Here is a 19,480-nt window from a genome sequence, read left to right on the forward strand (position 1 = left end):
TTGCCTAAAGCGCTAGTGCGCGAGTACGGCGAGCAGCAGCAATGCCATGATGTTGGTGATCTTGATGGCCGGATTCACGGCGGGGCCGGCGGTGTCCTTGTAAGGATCGCCCACGGTGTCGCCCGTCACCGATGCTTTATGGGCGTCGGACCCCTTCATGTGCTTCACACCGTCCTTGTCGACGAAACCGTCCTCGAAGCTCTTTTTGGCGTTGTCCCATGCGCCGCCGCCCGAAGTCATGGAGATGGCGACGAAGAGGCCGTTGACGATCACGCCCAGGAGCGAGGCACCGAGCGCAGCGAAGGCCGAGGCCTTCGAGCCTGAAATGAGCAGCACGCCGAAATAAACGACCAGCGGCGCCAGCACCGGCAGCAATGACGGAATGATCATTTCGCGGATCGCCGCCTTTGTGAGCATATCCACGGCGCGCGCGTAGTTTGGTTTGCTCGTACCCTGCATGATGCCGGGATCGTCGCGGAACTGCTTGCGCACCTCTTCCACGATCGACCCCGCAGCACGCCCCACCGCCGTCATGGCGATACCGCCGAAGAGATAGGGGATGAGGCCGCCGAAAATCAGGCCGGCCACCACATAGGGGTTGGACAGGGAGAAGGAGATGTCGCCGATATCCGCGAAATAGGGGAACTCGGTCGCATTGGCGGCAAAATATTGCAGGTCGTAGGAATAGGCCGCGAAAAGAACCAGCGCGCCGAGACCTGCCGAGCCGATCGCATAACCCTTGGTCACCGCCTTGGTGGTGTTGCCGACAGCATCGAGCGCATCGGTGGACTGGCGCACCTCAGGCGGCAGGCCCGACATTTCGGCGATGCCGCCGGCATTGTCCGTCACCGGACCGAAAGCGTCGAGCGCCACGATCATGCCGGCGAGCCCAAGCATGGTGGTGACGGCAATCGCCGTGCCGTAAAGGCCGCCGAGCTGGTAGGTGGCGATAATGCCGCCCACGATCACGATGGCGGGAAGCGCGGTCGCTTCCAGCGACACCGCAAGCCCCTGGATCACATTCGTGCCGTGGCCCGTGACGGAGGCCTGCGCGATCGAATTCACCGGGCGCTTGTTGGTGCCGGTGTAGTATTCCGTAATCACCACGATCAGGCCGGTCACGACGAGGCCGATCAGGCCGCAGACGAACAGGCTCGTGCCGTTGACGGTGATGCCGTTGACTGTTCCGAGGTCGCCCCATCCCACCGTAAGCGACGTGGCGGCACCGATGCCGAGGATCGTGAGCAGGCCGGTTACGATCAAACCCCTGTAGAGCGCGCCCATAATGGAGTTGTTCGTGCCAAGCTTCACGAAGAAGGTGCCGATGATGGATGTGATGATGCAGGCGCCGCATATGGCGAGCGGGTAGAGCATCACGCTCCCCAAAATCTCGCTTCCGCCGAAGAAAATGGCGCCAAGAACCATGGTGGCAACGACCGTCACCGCATAGGTCTCGAACAGGTCGGCAGCCATGCCGGCGCAGTCACCCACATTGTCACCGACATTGTCGGCGATGGTAGCCGGATTGCGCGGATCGTCTTCCGGAATGCCCGCTTCCACCTTGCCCACAAGGTCGCCACCAACATCGGCACCCTTGGTGAAGATGCCGCCGCCCAGACGGGCGAAAATGGAGATGAGGGAGGCGCCGAACCCAAGCGCAACCAGCGCGTCGATAACGCCGCGATCCGCAGGCCCGTAGCCCATGGGGCCGATCAGCACCCAATAATAGACGGAGACGCCGAGCAGCGCGAGACCAGCCACAAGCATGCCGGTGATGGCGCCCGATTTGAAGGCGATCTCGAGCCCGGCGGAAAGACTGTTCGAGGCCGCCTGCGCCGTGCGCACATTGGCGCGGACGGAAACATGCATGCCGATGAAGCCGGCAGCCCCCGAGAGCACGGCACCGATGAGAAAACCGATCGCCGCGGCGGCATTCAGCAGCCACCAGGCAAGGAGGAAAACGACGACACCGACAATGGCGATGGTCGTATATTGCCGAGTGAGATAAGCCTGTGCGCCCTCCCGAATGGCACCGGCGATTTCCTGCATGCGTGCATTGCCCTGATCGGCGGCGAGCACCGATTGTGTAGCCCAGATGGCATAAAGGACAGAAAGCAGGCCGCAGGCGATGACAACGTAAAGCATGGTCATGCCAAAACAATCCCTTGATTTCGGCCCGCCGGAACCCCTCCCCGGGCCTGGAGAAAGGCCGCAGCGAAGAAATGCCGCAGCCCAGGGCGCGACTTTGTGAAAGACGCCGGTCTGCGTCAAGGTTTTCGTGCGACGAATATACGCAGCAGGCACATGAGGACAAAACGCCGCACCCAGCCAGAAGCGATATGCCCCGGTTTCACGCCGGGCGGGCTGTCCTTCTGCGCTGCAAGGCCAGAACACTCAGAATCACCAGGCACAGGCCCGCCACCGGAAAGATCACCCAGTTCAGCATCTCCCAGCCAAAGCCGTGATAGACACGGCCCGACATGAAAGAAGCGAAGGCGACGGTGGAAAACAGCAGGAAATCGTGCACGCCCTCCACCTTGTTCTTCTCGGAGGGGCGGTAGCACTCCGCCACCATGGCGGTCGCACCGATGAAGCCGAAATTCCAGCCGACGCCAAGCAGCACGAGCGCCAGCCAGAACTGCCACAGCGCGATGCCGGAGAGCGCCACCAAGCCGCAGCCGATCAGGAGAATGAGGCCGGCAGCAACAATCGGCTCCTTGCCGAATCGCGCGATCAGATTTCCAGTGAAGAAGCTCGGCGCGAACATGGCAAGCACGTGCCAGGAAATGCCGAGCGTCGCCTCGTCCGGCGAAAAGCCGCAGCCCACCATGGCGAGCGGCGCGCCGGTCATCACAAAACTCATTAACGCGAAGGAACTGACGCCGCAGAAAAGAGCGGTGATGAAGCGCGGGCGCGACAGGATCTCTCCCAATGGACGGGCGGAATCTTCCTCGCGCCAAGCCGCTACGGAGACTTCATCCTTCCTGAGCCGCAGGAGCGAAAGGATTAAACCACCTACCACCGCAAGCCCGACAATGGAGGCAAAAGCGCCGGCGAACATCACCGGCGCAAAGAGTTCGCGCGTGTGGATTGCCACCTGCGGCCCCAGAATGGCGGAGATCACCCCTCCCCCAAGCACCCAGGAAATGGCGCGCGGCTTGAAGTCCGCCGGGGCATTGTCGGCTGCCGCAAAGCGGTATTGCTGAAGAAACGCATTGCCACCGCCCACGAGCAGAAGACCGAGGGCAAAAAGCCAAAAATTGGCCTGGAACAATGCCACTACTGCGATGACGCCTCCTATGGCGGTAACGCCGGTGCCCGAAATGAAGCTGTTCCGGCGGCCGAACGTCCCGGCAAGCATCGCTGCCGGAAGAGTCGCAAGGGCGACCCCGATGTTGAACCCGGTGAGGGGCGCGGTGGCGAGCGACTTGTCGGAGCCGAGCAGATAGCTTCCCGCGAGGCTGCCCATGGATATCGCTATGGGTGCCGACGCACCGACGACCGCTTGTGCAGCCGCGAGAATCAGCGCGGTGCGTTTCGCCTCACGATAAAGCGCTTCAGCCGTCACGAAGGATCCTTGCCCTTGCCCTCGCCACGCATCCGACGTGCCACACGGTCGAGAACGGCATTCACCAGCTTAGGCTCTTCCTCCTCGCCGTAGAATGCCTTGGCTATATCGATATATTCAGAGACAACGACGGGGACAGGCACGTCGGAGCGCTTTGAAAGTTCATAGACGCCGGCCCGCAGGATCGCACGCAGCGTCGAATCGAGGCGTGAGAGCGGCCAATCCTCCGTCAGCGACTGGCGAATGACCGGATCGATAAAGGTCTGATTCTCGATGACGCCGGACAGGATCGCGCGGAACCATTGCGCGTCTGCTTCCCGGTAGAGATCACCGTCGATCTCCTTGCCGAGCCGGAAAGCCTCATATTCGGCTGTGGTCTCGAGGAGACCGGTGCCCGCAACATCCATTTGATAAAGCGCCTGCACCGCAGCAAGTCGTGCGGCGCCGCGCTTGTTGGCGGGGCGGAAGTTTTCGGCAGGGCTTTTAGAGGGGGTGGTCAAGGTTCACGCTCCAAGGCGTTTCTTGAGTTCAATCATTCGAAGCGCGGCCTCGGCGGCCGCACGCCCCTTCCCGGCTCCTTCGATTGTCCCGGTCTCGGGACGGCCTTTCACCCGCTCCCAAGCCTGCTCCTCATTCTCGACCGTGAGGATGCCGTTGCCGATAGCAAGCCCCTCCTTCACCGTCAGGTCCATGAGGCCGCGCGCCGATTCGTTCGAAACGATCTCGAAATGGTAGGTCTCACCACGAATGACGCAGCCGAGCGCGACAAAACCGTCATAGCGACGGCCATTCTTCTGCGCAGCCTGATGCGCGAGAGCGATCGCCCCGGGGATCTCCAGTGCGCCGGGGACGGTCACGAGATCAAAGGAGGCGCCCGCCTCGTCCAAGGCTTCCTTCGCGGAATTCAGCAGGCCATCGGCCAAGTCATCGTAAAAGCGCGCTTCGACGATGAGGAGTTTCGTCTTGTCTGTCATCTTTATCTCCGGGAGAGCAGCCGATTAGGCCTCTTTCGCCGCCTCCGCAAGACGCGCGGCGTAGCGGGCCATGGTATCGACCTCAAGATTGACCTTTTGACCCACCTGCCGCTCCCCCCAGGTCGTGACGTCGAGCGAATGATGGATAAGCAGCACGTTGAAACGATTGCCATCGACGCGGTTCACCGTGAGAGACGTGCCGTCCAGCGCTACGGAGCCTTTGGGGGCGATGAATTTTGCGAGTTCCCGCGGCGCTTCGAGCACAAAGCGCACGGCTTCGCCCTCTTCCCTGCGCTCGACGATGGTGGCCGTGCCGTCCACATGGCCCGAGACGATATGTCCACCCAGCTCGTCGCCGATCTTTAGCGCGCGCTCCAAATTGATGCGCGTGCCGTCATGCCATTCGGAAACGGTCGTGAGTTGAAGGGCCTCATCCCATGCCTCTACCTCGCACCAACGCTGGTTCGAACCGCCCTCGGGCAGGGCCACAACCGTCAGGCACACGCCGGCACAGGCGATTGATGCGCCGATATCGATGCTCTGCGGGTCGTAATTGGTCCCGATCCGCAGCCGCAACCCCTTGGGAAGCGGCACAATGCGCTGAATCGCGCCCACATCCGTCACGATGCCCGTGAACATTACGCCCTCACATATTCGAAATAGAGATCTTCGCCGAAGCGCGCCTCGCGCCGCTTGGCGAAACCCGATGGGATATGGTCGAGGTCAACCGGCGAGGCAATGCCTTCATCCCCGATTTTCCCCCGACCGACAAAAAGACACAAGCGATCCACTAGGTCTTCCGACAGAAACTCCCTGGCGGTGAAGGCACCGCCCTCGACCATCAGCGTCGAAATGCCTCGGGCGGCGAGATCCTCCAGAAATTCCGGCAAGGCGATGTGGCCGTCAAAGGCCTCCACGCCAATGAGCTCCACGCCGGCAGCCGCCAGCGCCGCCCGGCGCTCGCTGTCGACATCCTGAGCCGCCGTCACCAAAAGAGGCACTTCGCGCGCCGTACTCACGAGTACGGAGTCCGGCGGCAGGCGCAAATGGCGGTCCAGCACAATGCGCGCGGGCGATCGCGCCTCCAGCCCCGGCAGACGGCTGGTGAGTAAGGGATCGTCGGCAAGTGCGGTGCCATTGCCGATCAGGATCGCATCGGCCTCGGCGCGCATCATATGAACCTGCCGGCGGGCAATCGCCTCTGTAATACGGACCTGCCCCTGCCCTTCGCGGCCGATTTTCATGTCAGCAGAAAGAGCAACCTTCAAAGTCACTTCAGGACGTTTCTTCGTGGATCGGGTGAGATAACCCGCAAGAAGGTCCGCCGCTTCGGCAGCCAGGAGCCCCTCGACAACTTCAATTCCGGCGGCGCGCAGCATCGAATAGCCTTTGCCGCTGACCCGCAGGTCCGGATCGCTAGCAGCGCCCACCACGCGCGCCACGCCAGCAGCAATCAGTGCCAGCGAACAGGGCGGCGTGCGGCCATGATGGGCGCATGGCTCGAGCGTGACATAGGCCGTGGCGCCGCGCGCCAGTTCGCCAGCCTCTTCAAGCGCCTGGCTCTCGGCGTGGGGCCGTCCGCCGATGGCGGTAACGGCGCGCCCAACGATATAAGGCCCTTCGCCATCGTCGCGCACGATCAAGCAGCCTACCGATGGGTTGGCCCCGGTCAGGCCGAGATGCCGTCGCGAAAGCCGGACCGCCGCCGCCATGAAGCGGCGGTCGTGCGCGGAAATTGGGGCGCTAGGCATCTAAACCGTCTCAATGTGGCTATCTAGGGTGTTCACCCCGTCTACTCCAGCTCCGGCTCGCCTCTCAGCTCGCCGAGCACGTCCTGGAAATCCTTCGCCTCGCGGAAATTCCGATAGACCGAGGCGTAGCGGACATAGGCAACGTCGTCGAGCGACTTCAGCGCCTCCATGACGAGCAGGCCGATATCGTCCGTACTAATCTCGTTCTCCCCGAAGCTTTCGAGCTGCCGCACGATGCCGGTTACGGCACGCTCAACCCGATCAGGATCGACATTACGCTTCCTAAGCGCGATCTCGAAGGATCGATGCAGCTTATCGCGGTCGAAAGGCACCTTGCGGCCGGTCCTCTTCACCACGACCAGATCGCGCAGCTGCACGCGCTCGAAGGTGGTGAAGCGGCCGCCGCAGACGGGACAGGCACGGCGGCGGCGGATCGCGGCGCCATCTTCGGCGGGCCGCGAATCCTTCACCTGGGTGTCTTCCGACTGGCAATAGGGACAGCGCATCTCAGCTTCCGCTCGTCAAACCCGCGCTTCTCAGCGCTCAGTCCAGATATGAATAGAGCGGGAAACGTTCGGTAAGGGCAATCACCTTTTTCTTCACCGCCTCCTCGACGGCGATATTGCCATCGTCGGAGTTGACGGCGCGCAGCCCATCCAGGACCTCAGCGATAAGCTGGCCGATCTGGCTGAATTCGGCTACGCCGAAGCCGCGCGTGGTGCCAGCGGGCGTGCCAAGCCGGATGCCAGAGGTCACGAAGGGCTTCTCGGGATCAAAGGGAATGCCGTTCTTGTTGCAGGTGATGTTGGCGCGGCCAAGGGCGGCCTCCGCCCGCTTGCCCGTGGCGTTTTTGGGCCTGAGATCCACCAGCATCAGGTGATTGTCCGTGCCGCCGGAGACGATCTCCAGCCCTGTCTCCTGAAGGCTTGCCGCAAGCGCGCGGGCATTCGCCACCACCTGGTGCGCATAGGCTTTGAATTCGGGCTGCAACGCCTCGCCGAGCGCCACCGCCTTGGCGGCAATCACATGCATCAGCGGCCCGCCCTGCAGGCCCGGGAACACGGCGGAGTTCACCTTTTTGGCGATATCCTCGTCATTGGTGAGGACCATGCCGCCGCGCGGGCCGCGCAGCGATTTGTGCGTCGTCGTGGTGACCACATGCGCATGCGGCAGCGGAGAAGGATGCGCGCCGCCTGCCACGAGGCCCGCGATATGCGCCATATCGACCATCAGATAGGCGCCGACGCTATCGGCGATTTCGCGGAAGCGCTTCCAGTCCCAAATCCGCGAATAGGCCGTGCCGCCGGCCAGGATCAGCTTCGGCTTGTGCTCCGTGGCGAGCCGCTCCACCTCGTCCATATCGAGGAGGTTATCGTCGCGGCGCACGCCATAGGAAACGACGTTGAACCACTTTCCCGACATGTTGACGGGGGAGCCGTGGGTAAGGTGGCCGCCCGAATTCAGGTCGAGCCCCATGAAGGTGTCGCCCGGCTGGAGCAGCGCCAGGAACACCGCCTGGTTCATCTGGCTGCCCGAATGGGGCTGCACATTTGCAAACTGGCAATTGAAAAGCTTCTTGGCGCGGTCGATCGCAAGCTGCTCCACCACGTCGACGAACTGGCAGCCGCCGTAATAACGCTTACCCGGATAACCCTCGGCATATTTGTTGGTGAGCACCGTACCCTGCGCCTCGAGCACTGCGCGCGAGACGATATTTTCGGAGGCGATCAGCTCAATCTCATGCCGCTGGCGGCCGAGTTCGCTGCGAATTGCCGAGAATATCTCGGAATCGGTTTCCTCGAGCGGCCGGGAGAAAAAGGTCTCGGTCTCGGCCGCGACGGTCGATGCTTGTGCCATTGCAATCACCCTTTGTGAGGCTCTCTATCGGCGGAGCCAGCGCATTACCATTTTTCCGCGCTTGTCACCACGCCTTGAGAGGATTTTTTGCAGGTGGGCCAAATGTTGCGGCAAGCCCCCTGCGGGACGCACAAAAAAAGACCGCCATCAAGGCGGTCTTCTTGAGGGTATTGCTGGTGCTTCGCCGTCAGATCGCGGTGGAAATCTGCAATTCCTCCGCACCATCAAAACCGTAGATGTCGTCGCGGAAGTGGACGACGCCGTCGCCGGTCGACCAGGCGGAGACGTAGACGAAGTACACCGGCACCGGGTCCGCCACGTTGATGTGAATGTCTTCCTGGCTCTGAATCGTGGTCTCGATGCGCCGGCGGTCCCAGCCTTGCGTGTCGCGCAGCAGCCAAGCCACAAGATCGCGGACGTTCTGGACCCGCACGCAGCCGGAGGAATGGAAGCGCTCCTGATCGCGGAACAGGCTCTGCTGCGGCGTGTCGTGCATGTAAACCGCATGCTGGTTCGGGAAATTGATCTTCACCGAAGCCATGGCATTGATCTTGCCGGGATCCTGGCGGAAACGGTACTTGGCGGCTTCTTCCGTCGACCAATCAATCGTCAGCGGATCGACTTCGCTACCGTCCGGCGCGATCATGCGGATATTGTTGTCGGTGAGATAATTGGGATCCTTCCGCATCAGCGGAATGATGTCCTTACGCACGATCGAGACCGGCGCGTTCCAATATGGATTGAGGATGATCTCGTTGATCTTGGAGCTGAGGACCGGCGTCTGCCGATCGATCTTACCGACAACGGCCGTATGCCGCGATACCACCCGGCCATTCTCGACCGCCTCAATCTGCGCAGCCGGGATGTTGACCATCACGAAGCGGTTTCCGAGCTGCTTCGAGGTCATCTCGCGCAGGCGGCCAAGATTGGTCTGGAGTTGGCCAAGCCTGACCGGCGCTGAAACATTGAGCGCCGAGAAGGTGTAACGCCCGGTCACGCCATCGGCGGGAAGGCCATGGCGAACCTGAAAACGCTTCAAGGCTTGATCAACATAAGAATCGAAGGCGGGAGACATGCCTGCCCGCGGCGAAAGATCCCCAGATACCATCAGGCGGCGGCGAAGCGCCTCCACATCAGGATCGATGACACCGAGTTGCAGCTTCTTCGTCGCCGGCACCTGCGGCCAGCCGCCGCTTGCCACGATGTTGGAATAGCCGGCTATTGCCTGCTCGACGTGAACCGCGGTCTGCGGGTTTAGAACCGGGAGATAGGAGATGACCCTATCCCTGCCGCTGCTGATCTGGGCGTCGAACTGATCGTCCCAAACACCTCGGCGGGGAGCGTTGATAATGGCATCGAACGCGTTCTGCGCCTTGGCAGCACCCGTGAAGGCCGCCGCAGCAGCAGCGCCCGCTCCACCAAGGAAAATACGGCGACTGGTCTTCATCTCCGATCCTTTACACTCAGGGCTATGGCCTGCAGCCGAAACTCGCCGACACAGGGTTAATTTTTCGCCAATAGATTGCAGTTTGTCGCTCCGCGGGATTATCGTGGAGACGGTCCCCCCATTGGCGTTGCGCAATCTTCATTTCGTTCAATTGTGTTATTAACGTGACGCGCCGGCCGACTCCTTCGCCCCTGCGCTATTTCTGCAACAATCAAAAAGCCGACGCCCCTTTCGGTGCGCCGGCCATATTCGTAATCGCAGTTCGCAAAAACCGGTCGCCCCCGGCCGTCAAAAAAAGCAGCCGGTTACATGCGGTATGCGATCGTGTCGTTCCAGAAGCGATCGAGCCGCTGCAGGGCCCGGTTCATCTGAAGGAATTCCTCCGCCTTGATGCCGCCAACCTGCTCGATCGAGCCGATATGACGGTCATAAAGCCGCGAGACGACATCCGCGATTTCCTGCCCCTTGGGAGTAAGGCTGATGCGGACGGAGCGGCGGTCGACGCGCGAGCGCTGATGATGAATGAAACCCATATCGACGAGCTTCTTCAGATTGTAGGAGACATTCGAGCCCAGATAGTAGCCGCGCGAGCGCAACTCGCCCGCCGTCAGCTCTGCGTCGCCGATATTGAAGAGCAGCAATGCCTGGATCGCGTTGATGTCGCTGCGGCCCTGCCGCTCGAACTCGTCCTTGATAACGTCAAGAAGTCGGCGGTGCAGCTTCTCGACGAGATGAAGCGCTTCCAGATAAAGCGAGCGCAGACCCGTTTCGCGCTCTTCATGAATAGACCCGTCCTGGGCCATGGATCGCGAGTTGATCATGAGTGGTGCCTTTCGTTTTGACGCCGGTGAGTTTTTTTGTTTTCACCTGAGGCCACCGTATCGCGGGCACCTAAAATTCGACTTAAACGCCAAGCTTAACAACGCATTACACTGGAAAGCCTGCATATAGGGCTAAAAAGACGTTAACCTGGGTTAATCCGCCTCCGGTCCAAATGAAGGAGGACGCGGAGCGTGACGTAGCCGATCGCTACTGAGGCGTGGAGCGCAAGGACCAGGTAATGCCGCCCGTAAAGTTCGGGAAAAACGCCATACATAATTATCTCGGCGGCAGCGCAAACAAACCACACCACAGGTCCCCAGGATGCGAGCATCCAGAGCCCGACCGCGGCAAACGGAAAGAGCACCGCCAGCGGCGCGGCAGCCGCTTGCCAATAAAACGGCATCAGGTCGAAGCGCCAGGCAGCACCGTCGAAAAAGCCGAGCAGCCGCACCCAATAGCTTACACCTTCCACCAGGCAAGCCAGCGCCACGCCGCGCTGGAGCAACTCCAACGCATGCTCATAGGGAGATGGACGGATGGGCAACCGGGTAGCGACGTCGTCGCTCACAGTTCCAATTCTCCTTCGGGCAGAGGAGCGAAAAAGGCTTCGACCGCCGCCGGTTGAACCTGGTCAATGGAGGTCGGCTTCCAGGCCGGGTCCTTGGTCTTTTCGATGACAGCTGCGCGGATTCCTTCATAGAAATCATGGTTTTTGAGCATACGGTTCAGGATCCTGAACTCCATTCGCATGCATTCATCCATGGAGAGCATGGCGCCATAGCTTACTGCGCGAAAGGTCACATGAAGGCTGGTCGGCGAACGCGTTCGGATCGTGCGAAGTGTCTCACTCGCAAAATCGTCCCCTTCGCCAGCGGCGGTTTCGAGGCTCAGAATGCAATCCTCCAAGCTCCCCAGCGAAAAATGCTTCTCGATGGCGTGAAAGCTCGCCTCATCGCCTCCGGCCGGAACGTCTTTCGTGAAGCCGGCCAGCGCCTCGTCCGGGTCTGACGCCTCGACCAGCTTTTCAAGCAGGGCCGGCATATCGGCCGAATCCACCGCGTGGGTTGCGATACCGGTTCGCAGGGCCTCGCCATGGCCGATCCGATTGCCGGTAAGCGCGAGATACATTCCGTAGGCCCCCAGGCGCGAGAGCAGATAGCTGCCCCCCACATCGGGGAAAAAGCCGATACCAACCTCCGGCATGGCGAAGACTGCCTTTTCCGTCATCACCCGGTGGGAACCGTGGCAGGACACGCCGACCCCTCCGCCCATCACAATGCCGTCCATCAAGGCTATGTATGGCTTGCCGAAGCGGGCGATATGGGCATTCAGCCGATATTCGTCAGCGAAGAAGGCGGGAGATGCCTTGCCGGCGAGCCCGGCCCTATAGACGTCGACAATATCTCCGCCTGCAGAAAAAGCCCTGCCCTCGCCCATGATGACGACGAAGCGAATGGAGCTGTCCGCCTCCCACTGCGAAAGCGTCCGGCTCAGAGCCCGGATCATGCCGTGGTTCAGCGCATTCAGCGCCGAGGGCCGGTTGAGCGCGATCAGACCCGCTCCACCGCGCCGCTCGAAACGCACCTCGCCGCCGCTGCTCATGTCCTGGACCAAACCGCTTCCTCCCGCAAAACCGGGTTACCATAAAGAGGTGATTAGGTGTGAGGCCGAGTCGCGTCAATCCGGTCTCTCCCTTTCATCTCCTGCGGCGAAAACGTTCGGTCGCCCGCAGTTGTTCGCGGGCGCACGAGCGTGATAAAACGCAACGAACAGGAGTATTGCCTTGAATAAGTTCAGCCGCCTCAAAATGGACCCGATCCGCAGTGTCGACGAGATCACCGGCAGCAGGCGTCTGAGGCGAATGCGCAAGGCTTCCTGGTCGCGGCGTCTGGTGCAGGAGAACCACCTCAGGGTGGAGGATCTCATCTGGCCGATCTTCCTGGTGGAAGGTGAAAACCGGAAGGACCCGGTCGAAGCCATGCCCGGCGTCTACCGTTACTCGGTCGACCTTGCAGTGCGCGAAGCCGAGCGGGCCGCGAAGCTTGGAATTCCGGCCATAGCGACCTTTCCCAATATCGGTATCAAAAAACGGGACGTGACCGGATCGGCCATTCTCGATCCGGACAATCTCATCAATCAGGCCAGCCGCGCCATCAAGGCTGCCGTGCCGGAGATCGGCATCATCACGGATGTTGCACTCGACCCCTTCACCAGCCATGGCCATGACGGCATCCTGCGCGACGGTGTCATCCTCAATGATGAGACGGTGGCGCAAGTGGCGGAGGCCGCCGTGCTTCAAGCGGCAGCCGGCGCGGACATAATCGCACCATCGGATATGATGGATGGCAGGATCGGCGCAATTCGCGACTCGCTCGACGCCAACGGCTTCCAGGACGTGGCGATCATGTCCTATGCGACCAAATTCGCTTCCGTCTTTTATGGGCCGTACCGGGAGGCGATCGGCACTGGAACCCTGCTTACGGGCGACAAGAAAACCTATTACGTCGACCCGGCCAATTCCGACGAAGCGGTGCGCGAAGCCGAGCAGGACCTGCTCGAAGGCGCCGACATGCTGATGGTGAAGCCAGGCCTGCCTTATCTCGACATCATCAGGCGGCTGAAGGATGAGTTCGCCATGCCCACCTTCGCCTATCAGGTTTCGGGCGAATATTCGATGATCAAGGCCGCGGCAGCCAATGGCTGGCTCGACGGCGAGAAGGCCATGCTCGAAACCCTGCTCGCATTCAAGCGTGCCGGTTGCGATGGCATCCTTACGTATTTCGCTCCGGAGGCAGCTCAACTTTTACGCGCTTAGCGGCACTCACTTGAAAACGCCCGTAGGGTCCCCATCTGCTGAGCTTTGACCCGTTTTTGAAAGGCGTTGTTATGGTTGCAAAAACGATCGATCTCCGCGAGGACCGTTTCAGCGCGCGGAGCTTCGACGGCGTGCTGACGCGGCGCGTGATCGCATTCTTCATTGATTACCTGCTGATCGGGCTGCTTCTTATTCCTGTCGGGCTTTTCGTATTTATTCTCGGCATCTTCACGGTCGGCCTTGGCTGGCTTCTCTTCGGCATTCTCGGCCCGCTGACTGCGCTTTGCTATGTCGCCTGGACCCTGGGAGGGCCGCGGCAGGCAACGATCGGGATGCGGGTAATGGGCATTCGGCTGGAGCGGCTCGACGGCGCGCCTGTGGACTGGATGCTTGCCGTCGCCCACACGGTTCTCTTCTGGGCCGGCAACGCGATTCTCACGCCGCTCATCCTTTTGGCTGCATGGTTCCTGAGCTACAAGCGGACACTCCACGATCTTCTGCTTGGAACCGTAGTCGTGCGCACGAATTAATGGGGAGTCGTGGCGGGGATCTGCCGCCACAACAATCCCATTGACCTTTTTCATCTTCGGTTCATGGTTATATTGATCTTGTAGTGAGAGGGGCCGCGTTCGGTGTTTTCGGCAAGTTGGCCACGGGTCCATAGCTAGGGGCACAGGAGAAACGCCCGCCAACCATGACACAGCATCATCCCACGCAGTCGCCGCAATTCTTTCTCACCGCGCCGTCTCCCTGCCCCTATCTCGAAGGACAGTTCGAACGGAAGGTCTTCACCCATCTGGTGGGGCCAAAGGCCTCGGAGCTCAATGACCTGCTGACGCAGGGAGGTTTCCGGCGGTCGCAGAACATCGCCTACAGGCCCGCTTGCGAAACCTGCCGTGCCTGCGTTTCCGTGCGCATCCTTGCCCAGCAGTTCAAGCCGTCGAAGAACATGCAGCGGGTTTTAAAGCTCAATTCCGATCTGATCGGCACGGCCCATCGGGCAGAACCCTCGACCGAGCAGTACTCATTGTTCCGCACCTATCTCGATGCACGCCATCGGCGCGGGGGCATGTCAGACATGACGGTGCTCGATTACGCGATGATGGTCGAGGACAGCCATGTGGATACCAAAGTCATCGAGTACCGCCGGCGCGGCCCCGACTCCTTCATAACCGGCAAGGGCGAAGGGGAGCTGATCGCCGTCGCGCTGACGGACCAGATGGCCGATGGGCTGTCGATGGTCTACTCCTTTTACAATCCCGATATGCAGGAGCGCTCGCTCGGCACGTTCATGATCCTCGATCATATCCGGCGGGCGACTGCCGCCGGCCTTCCCCACGTCTATCTCGGCTATTGGGTCAACGGCTCGCGCAAGATGGCCTACAAAGTGCGCTTCACGCCGCAGGAGCATCTGGGGCCGAATGGCTGGGAACGGGTGGAGTAATAGTGAATAGTGACAAACGTCGGGAGAGGACGATGTCAACCATTCACTATTGACCATTCATTCTTTCCTCATATCGTCTTCAAAAGTTCCGCCAGCTGATCGGCGCATTGGCCCCATCCCTCATGAAAGCCCATTTCCTCATGGGCCTTCTTGTCCTCCATCCGCCAATGGCGAGCGCGCGCGGTATACCGCGTCTTGCCGCCCTCATCCTCAAAGGTGACGATAGCGGTGAAGAACGGCTTCTGCGTCGGCTCCCAGCCCACCGTATAGGCGTCCGTGAAGACGATCTTCTCGTTCTCGATCACCTCCAGATAGACCCCGTTATTGGGATACTCCTTGCCGTCAGGATCGCGCATCACGATGCAGCTTGCACCGCCTGACCGAAGATCCGTCTCGACTGACGCGATCGTCCACGGCTTTGGCACAAACCACTGCTTCATGAGCTCCGGGTCAGTCCAGGCGCGGAAAACCTTCTCGCGCGGCGCATCGAAAAGCCTGGTGAGCACGAGCTCTCGCTCATCAGCGGGATTCACATTTTGCTGGGCGGTCATGAAACACTCCTAAATGGGTTAGGCCCTAAGGACGATACTCTCACGGCCGGCCCGACAACTGCCGTAAAAAAATTCATCGCCGAGACGCCAAGCGGCATCACGAATGGCTACCCCACTCCTTTCAAAGCACATCCACCATAGTTTCCTTCTAAATCTGATCTGATTCCTCTATATTTCCGCAACGGCTTCAACAAATCTAATTTCCGTATCATCTCTTCTTTTTCTGTGTTCGCAATCTTCATCCAAACGCGCAGGAGCTGGAACAAATCTTCTTCTCCCTAGTTGGCTGGCAGAAGAATTTTGGAGGATACTGCCGTGAAGAAGCTTCTTATCGGCGTGGCTGCGGTCGCGCTTTTATCTTCCCCATCGATTGCACCCCAAATTGTCTTTCCAGGCGTCCAGGAGGCGCATGCGCAGGGTGCTGAGGTCAGCATCAGCGTGTTCTATGACCGCTTGGCCGACCATGGTTCCTGGGTCAGCCATCCTCGGCATCAATATGTCTGGGTGCCGACTGATGTCGATGCAAGCTGGGTGCCCTACTCCCATGGCCACTGGGTCTATACGGAGCAGTATGGCTGGTATTTCGCTTCGGATGAACCCTTTGCCTGGGCGGTTTATCACTACGGCCGCTGGGGCTATGATCCGGAAATCGGCTGGTTCTGGGTACCGGGAACCCGCTGGGCACCCGCCTGGGTTTCCTGGCGGCGCGGAGATGACCATGTCGGCTGGGCGCCGCTGCCCCCCGAAGGCGATGGAATCGCCGTCAGCGTGGAAATTTCTGCCGAACCGCCCGAAGGCTATTGGGTATTCGTGCCCGTCAATGAGTTCGTTGCCCCGGATCTCGCCGTCGTGATCATCGCGCGGGACGAGGTGCCGGTTATCTATCAGCGGACCGAGCTGGTGGGGCCGGTCGAGGTTGAAAACAATATTGTCGTCAACAACGTGATCGATATCGATTACATCGAGCAGCATGTGGACGAGGACATCGAGGTCACACAGGTTCAGGAGGTCCAGGACCCGGCTGAAGCTGCCCAAAGCGATGGTGTAGTCGCCTTCACCGGCGAGATCGCCGCTGAGCAGGATGCAGCCCCTGCGGAAGCGGTTGAGGCCGCACAGGTGGAATCGCCGACCAGAGGCCAGGAGATCGAGGCAACCGGCGAGGCGACATCGGAGCAAGGCGAGGGGGCTCCGGCCGGAGAGACGGAACAAGCGCCCGCTGAAGGCGCGGAGCCGACGGATCAAGAAACCGAGCAGGCACCGGCCGAGGAAACAGAGCAGACACCGGCGGATCAGGAGTCCACGGAGCAGCCTGCCGACCAAGAACCCACGGCCGAAGCGCCTTCCGACCAGCAGCCCGCCGAAGAGGAGGCCCCTGCCGACCAGCAGGAAGCTCCCGCTGAAGAACAGCCTGCCGAGGAACAACCCGCCGAGGAGCAGCCGGCAGAGAGCCAGCCGGAGGCGGAGCAGGCACCGGCCGAAGAAGCAGCCCCCGCAGAAGAAGCGCCTGCCCCGCAGGAACCTACAGGCGAGGCTGAGGAAGCGCCGGCAGAGCAAGAGCAGCCCGCCGAAGCAGGCGAACAGGAAGCGCCCGCTGGCGAGACTGAGCAGGCTCCCGAGGGCGCCGAAGAGGCTCCTGCTGAGGGCGCCGAAGAGGCGCCAGTGGAAGGCGCCGAGGAGGCTCCTGCCGAAGGTGAACAGGCTCCCGCGGAAGAATGCGCGCCGGAGGCGCGGGAAGCCGGCGAATGTTAAAATAACGATAGTTCCAGGACCCCCGCTGCAGCGGGGGTTCTTATTTCAGCCGTGCAGGCGGTTCCGGACGGCGGGCCGTCTTTCGCTTACTCCCGCTCAGCCGAACTTGCCTGTTCTCGGAAAGCCCTTGGGCGCCATTCGCCCCGCGGCAGCGCGATCGCCAATCCATTCGGCAAGTTCGTCCTTGCTGCGCGTGAAGGTGCGGTCAGCCGAATCCTGCCAGGTAAGGCCGTCGGCGATCGCGAAAGTCTTGAGATCGGCGATGCCACCGTCCTTATAGCGCTGCAGGCGCACGCCCTTGCCACGCACCATCTCGGGCACTTGCTCAAGCGGGAAGACCAGCAGCTTGCGGTTCTCACCGACGATCGCCGCATGATCGCCCGAAACCGGAATGCAAAGCCGCGCCTCGTCCGGCGTTTTGACGTTCATGATCTGCTTGCCCTTACGGGTGTTGGCCACCACTTCCTTCTCCGGAACGATGAAGCCATTGCCGGCATAGGAGGCGATCAGCAGCCTGCGTTCGGGATCATGCGCGAAGGCAGTGACGACGGCCTGATCGTTCTCCATGTCGACCATGATGCGCACGGGCTCACCGTGGCCTCGCCCGCCTGGCAGACGGTCACCGCCGATCGTGTAGAACTTGCCGCCGGTGGTGAAGAGCAGGATCTTGTCCGTGGTCTGGGCATGGAAAGAGAGCTTCAGGCTGTCTCCCTCTTTGAAAACCACCGTGGAAAGATCCGTCAGATGGCCCTTCATGGCGCGCAGCCAACCCTTCTCCGACAGGATCACCGTGATCGGCTCGCGCTCGATCATGGCCTGCTGCACGTCCTCCAGATCGTGCGACGGCGCATCGCCAAAGGTTGTGCGGCGGCGGCCGAGAGCAGGATTCTTCTCCGGATCGAAGGTCTGGCGAACCTTCGCCACCTCCCAGCGCACGGTCTTCCACTGTTTCGCCTCGGAGGCGAGCAGCGCCTCGATCTGCGTCTTCTCCTCCGAAAGCTTGTCGAACTCGGTGCGGATTTCGAATTCTTCGAGCTTGCGCAGGGCCCGCAGGCGCATGTTGAGGATGGCTTCGGCCTGATTGTCCGTCAGGTTGAAGCGCTCCATCATCACCGGCTTCGGCTCATCCTCTTCACGGATGATGCCGATCACCTCGTCGATGTTCAGATAGGCGACGAGATAGCCGGCAAGTATCTCAAGCCGTTTCTCGATTTCGGCCAGCCGATGCTGCGAACGACGGACAAGCACCTCGCGACGGTGATCAAGCCACTCGCGCAGCACGTCCTTGAGCGACAGCACCGAAGGCACCTTGCCGCGCGACAAGACGTTCATGTTGAGCGGGAAGCGCGTCTCAAGATCCGTCAGGCGGAAGAGCGATTCCATCAGAAGCTCGGGTTCGACCGCGCGGCTCTTGGGAACGAGCACGACGCGGATGTCCTCCGCGCTCTCGTCGCGCACGTCTTCCAGAAGCGGCAGCTTGCGCGCCAGGATCAGTTCGGCGATTTTCTCGATCAGCCGCGACTTCTGCACGCCATAGGGGATCTCGGTAACAACCACGTTCCACGTGCCGCGGCCCTGGTCCTCCTTGTGCCAGCGCGCGCGCAGCCGGAAGCCGCCGCGGCCGGTCTCATAAGCCTCGCGGATCGAGGCGCGGCCCTCCACAATGATGCCGCCGGTCGGGAAATCCGGCCCCTGCACGAAATCGAGAAGCCGGGAGACCGGCACGTCCGGATCGTCGATTAAAGCGAGTGCCGCGTCGCAGACCTCCGCCGCATTGTGCGGCGGCACGGAGGTCGCCATGCCCACGGCAATGCCGGAGGAGCCGTTGCACAGCAGATTCGGGAAGGCGCCGGGGAGCACGATCGGCTCCTCGTCCTCCTCGTTGTAGGTCGGGCGGAAATCGACCGCGTCTTCCGTGATGCCGGAGAGCAATTCCGCCGCCACTTCCGTCATCCGCGCTTCGGTGTAGCGCATGGCGGCGGCGTTATCGCCGTCGATATTGCCGAAATTGCCCTGACCGTCCACCAGCGGATATCGCATGGCGAAGGGCTGTGCGAGGCGCACCAACGCGTCATAGATCGACTGGTCGCCATGCGGATGGAACTTACCCATCACATCGCCCACGATGCGGGCGCATTTGGCGAAACCCTGCTCGGGATTGAGGCGCAGAAGCCGCATCGTGTGCATAATGCGCCGATGCACGGGCTTGAGGCCATCGCGCACATCGGGCAGCGCGCGATGCATAATGGTTGACAGCGCATAGGCCAGGTAGCGCTCCTCGAGCGCCTTCTTCAGGTCGACCGGGGACGCCGAATCACCATTGCCGGGCGGAAGTACCTCTTTTCCCATGAGTTGGGGTTAACGGACATCGCCGCCCAGGACAAGTGCGCGTTGTGGCACGAGAGGGGGCTTTCCACGGTCGGGTTGCCGATCCCCGCCGGTTGCAAGATCTTCATCATATTCAAGCGGCTAAATTGACAGCGGTTCAGGCCGCCGTCATCT

General features: G+C 61.1%; 18 protein-coding genes. 4 read left to right on the forward strand and 14 right to left on the reverse strand.

Going from position 1 to position 19,480, the window contains the following annotated elements; genetic code table 11:
• Positions 1-12 precede the first annotated feature (12 nt).
• The 12 genes from GNP00_RS02045 to GNP00_RS02100 all read right to left on the reverse strand — a co-directional run bounded on the left by GNP00_RS02045 (position 13) and on the right by GNP00_RS02100 (position 12,033).
• Positions 13-2,151, reverse strand: a complete 2,139-nt coding sequence (locus tag GNP00_RS02045; protein ID WP_011580480.1) for a sodium-translocating pyrophosphatase — start codon at positions 2,149-2,151, stop codon at positions 13-15.
• Positions 2,152-2,350: 199 nt separating this feature from the next.
• Positions 2,351-3,568 (reverse strand): MFS transporter, encoded by a 1,218-nt coding sequence (locus GNP00_RS02050; RefSeq protein ID WP_011580479.1) that lies wholly within the window; start codon positions 3,566-3,568, stop codon positions 2,351-2,353.
• On the reverse strand, positions 3,565-4,068 hold the full coding sequence (nusB, locus tag GNP00_RS02055; protein ID WP_011580478.1) for a transcription antitermination factor NusB: 504 nt from the start codon (positions 4,066-4,068) through the stop codon (positions 3,565-3,567). The genes GNP00_RS02050 and nusB overlap by 4 nt, the downstream gene beginning before the upstream one ends.
• A gap of 3 nt (positions 4,069-4,071) precedes the next feature.
• Positions 4,072-4,542: a 6,7-dimethyl-8-ribityllumazine synthase gene (gene ribH / locus GNP00_RS02060; protein ID WP_011580477.1), complete on the reverse strand. Its 471-nt coding sequence runs from the start codon at positions 4,540-4,542 to the stop codon at positions 4,072-4,074.
• Between the two features lie 24 nt (positions 4,543-4,566).
• Positions 4,567-5,181, reverse strand: coding sequence for a riboflavin synthase (locus GNP00_RS02065; protein ID WP_011580476.1), 615 nt, complete (start codon positions 5,179-5,181; stop codon positions 4,567-4,569).
• Complete coding sequence (gene ribD / locus GNP00_RS02070) at positions 5,181-6,293, reverse strand: bifunctional diaminohydroxyphosphoribosylaminopyrimidine deaminase/5-amino-6-(5-phosphoribosylamino)uracil reductase RibD (RefSeq protein ID WP_011580475.1); 1,113 nt, start codon at positions 6,291-6,293, stop codon at positions 5,181-5,183. The genes GNP00_RS02065 and ribD overlap by 1 nt, the downstream gene beginning before the upstream one ends.
• A gap of 41 nt (positions 6,294-6,334) precedes the next feature.
• Positions 6,335-6,799, reverse strand: a complete 465-nt coding sequence (gene nrdR / locus GNP00_RS02075) for a transcriptional regulator NrdR (protein WP_011580474.1) — start codon at positions 6,797-6,799, stop codon at positions 6,335-6,337.
• A 37-nt stretch (positions 6,800-6,836) separates the two neighbouring features.
• Positions 6,837-8,150, reverse strand: coding sequence for a serine hydroxymethyltransferase (gene glyA / locus GNP00_RS02080; protein ID WP_011580473.1), 1,314 nt, complete (start codon positions 8,148-8,150; stop codon positions 6,837-6,839).
• Between the two features lie 187 nt (positions 8,151-8,337).
• Positions 8,338-9,597, reverse strand: coding sequence for a L,D-transpeptidase family protein (locus GNP00_RS02085; RefSeq protein ID WP_011580472.1), 1,260 nt, complete (start codon positions 9,595-9,597; stop codon positions 8,338-8,340).
• 305 nt (positions 9,598-9,902) lie between these two features.
• The gene (gene ldtR / locus GNP00_RS02090; RefSeq protein WP_011580471.1) at positions 9,903-10,418 is read right to left on the reverse strand and encodes a transcriptional regulator LdtR; all 516 of its coding nucleotides are present in this window, start codon (positions 10,416-10,418) and stop codon (positions 9,903-9,905) included.
• 143 nt (positions 10,419-10,561) lie between these two features.
• Positions 10,562-10,987 carry a DUF6163 family protein gene (locus tag GNP00_RS02095; protein WP_011580470.1) on the reverse strand — a complete coding sequence of 142 codons (426 nt, stop codon included), beginning with the start codon at positions 10,985-10,987 and terminating at the stop codon, positions 10,562-10,564.
• Entirely contained in the window at positions 10,984-12,033 is a 1,050-nt protein-coding gene (locus GNP00_RS02100) for an enoyl-CoA hydratase/isomerase family protein (protein WP_011580469.1), read from the reverse strand. The genes GNP00_RS02095 and GNP00_RS02100 overlap by 4 nt, the downstream gene beginning before the upstream one ends.
• Positions 12,034-12,226: 193 nt before the next feature.
• Between GNP00_RS02100 and hemB the strand changes: the two genes are divergently transcribed.
• From hemB to GNP00_RS02115, 3 genes are all read left to right on the forward strand, one after another.
• The gene (gene hemB / locus GNP00_RS02105) at positions 12,227-13,234 is read left to right on the forward strand and encodes a porphobilinogen synthase (protein ID WP_425482942.1); all 1,008 of its coding nucleotides are present in this window, start codon (positions 12,227-12,229) and stop codon (positions 13,232-13,234) included.
• Between the two features lie 71 nt (positions 13,235-13,305).
• Positions 13,306-13,764, forward strand: coding sequence for an RDD family protein (locus GNP00_RS02110; protein ID WP_011580467.1), 459 nt, complete (start codon positions 13,306-13,308; stop codon positions 13,762-13,764).
• Positions 13,765-13,928: 164 nt separating this feature from the next.
• Positions 13,929-14,678, forward strand: coding sequence for an arginyltransferase (locus tag GNP00_RS02115; RefSeq protein ID WP_011580466.1), 750 nt, complete (start codon positions 13,929-13,931; stop codon positions 14,676-14,678).
• 68 nt (positions 14,679-14,746) lie between these two features.
• On the opposite strand, the gene GNP00_RS02120 is transcribed toward GNP00_RS02115, so the two are convergent.
• Positions 14,747-15,229: an SRPBCC family protein gene (locus GNP00_RS02120; protein ID WP_011580465.1), complete on the reverse strand. Its 483-nt coding sequence runs from the start codon at positions 15,227-15,229 to the stop codon at positions 14,747-14,749.
• A 315-nt stretch (positions 15,230-15,544) separates the two neighbouring features.
• On the opposite strand from GNP00_RS02120, the gene GNP00_RS02125 reads away from it, so the two are divergent.
• Positions 15,545-16,978, forward strand: a complete 1,434-nt coding sequence (locus tag GNP00_RS02125; RefSeq protein ID WP_157038035.1) for a DUF6600 domain-containing protein — start codon at positions 15,545-15,547, stop codon at positions 16,976-16,978.
• A gap of 96 nt (positions 16,979-17,074) precedes the next feature.
• On the opposite strand, the gene parC is transcribed toward GNP00_RS02125, so the two are convergent.
• Positions 17,075-19,327, reverse strand: a complete 2,253-nt coding sequence (gene parC, locus GNP00_RS02130) for a DNA topoisomerase IV subunit A (protein ID WP_011580463.1) — start codon at positions 19,325-19,327, stop codon at positions 17,075-17,077.
• Positions 19,328-19,480: the final 153 nt, after the last annotated feature.

Origin of the sequence: Chelativorans multitrophicus (assembly GCF_011317445.1) — a bacterium.
In the GTDB taxonomy this organism is placed as follows: domain Bacteria; phylum Pseudomonadota; class Alphaproteobacteria; order Rhizobiales; family Rhizobiaceae; genus Chelativorans; species Chelativorans multitrophicus.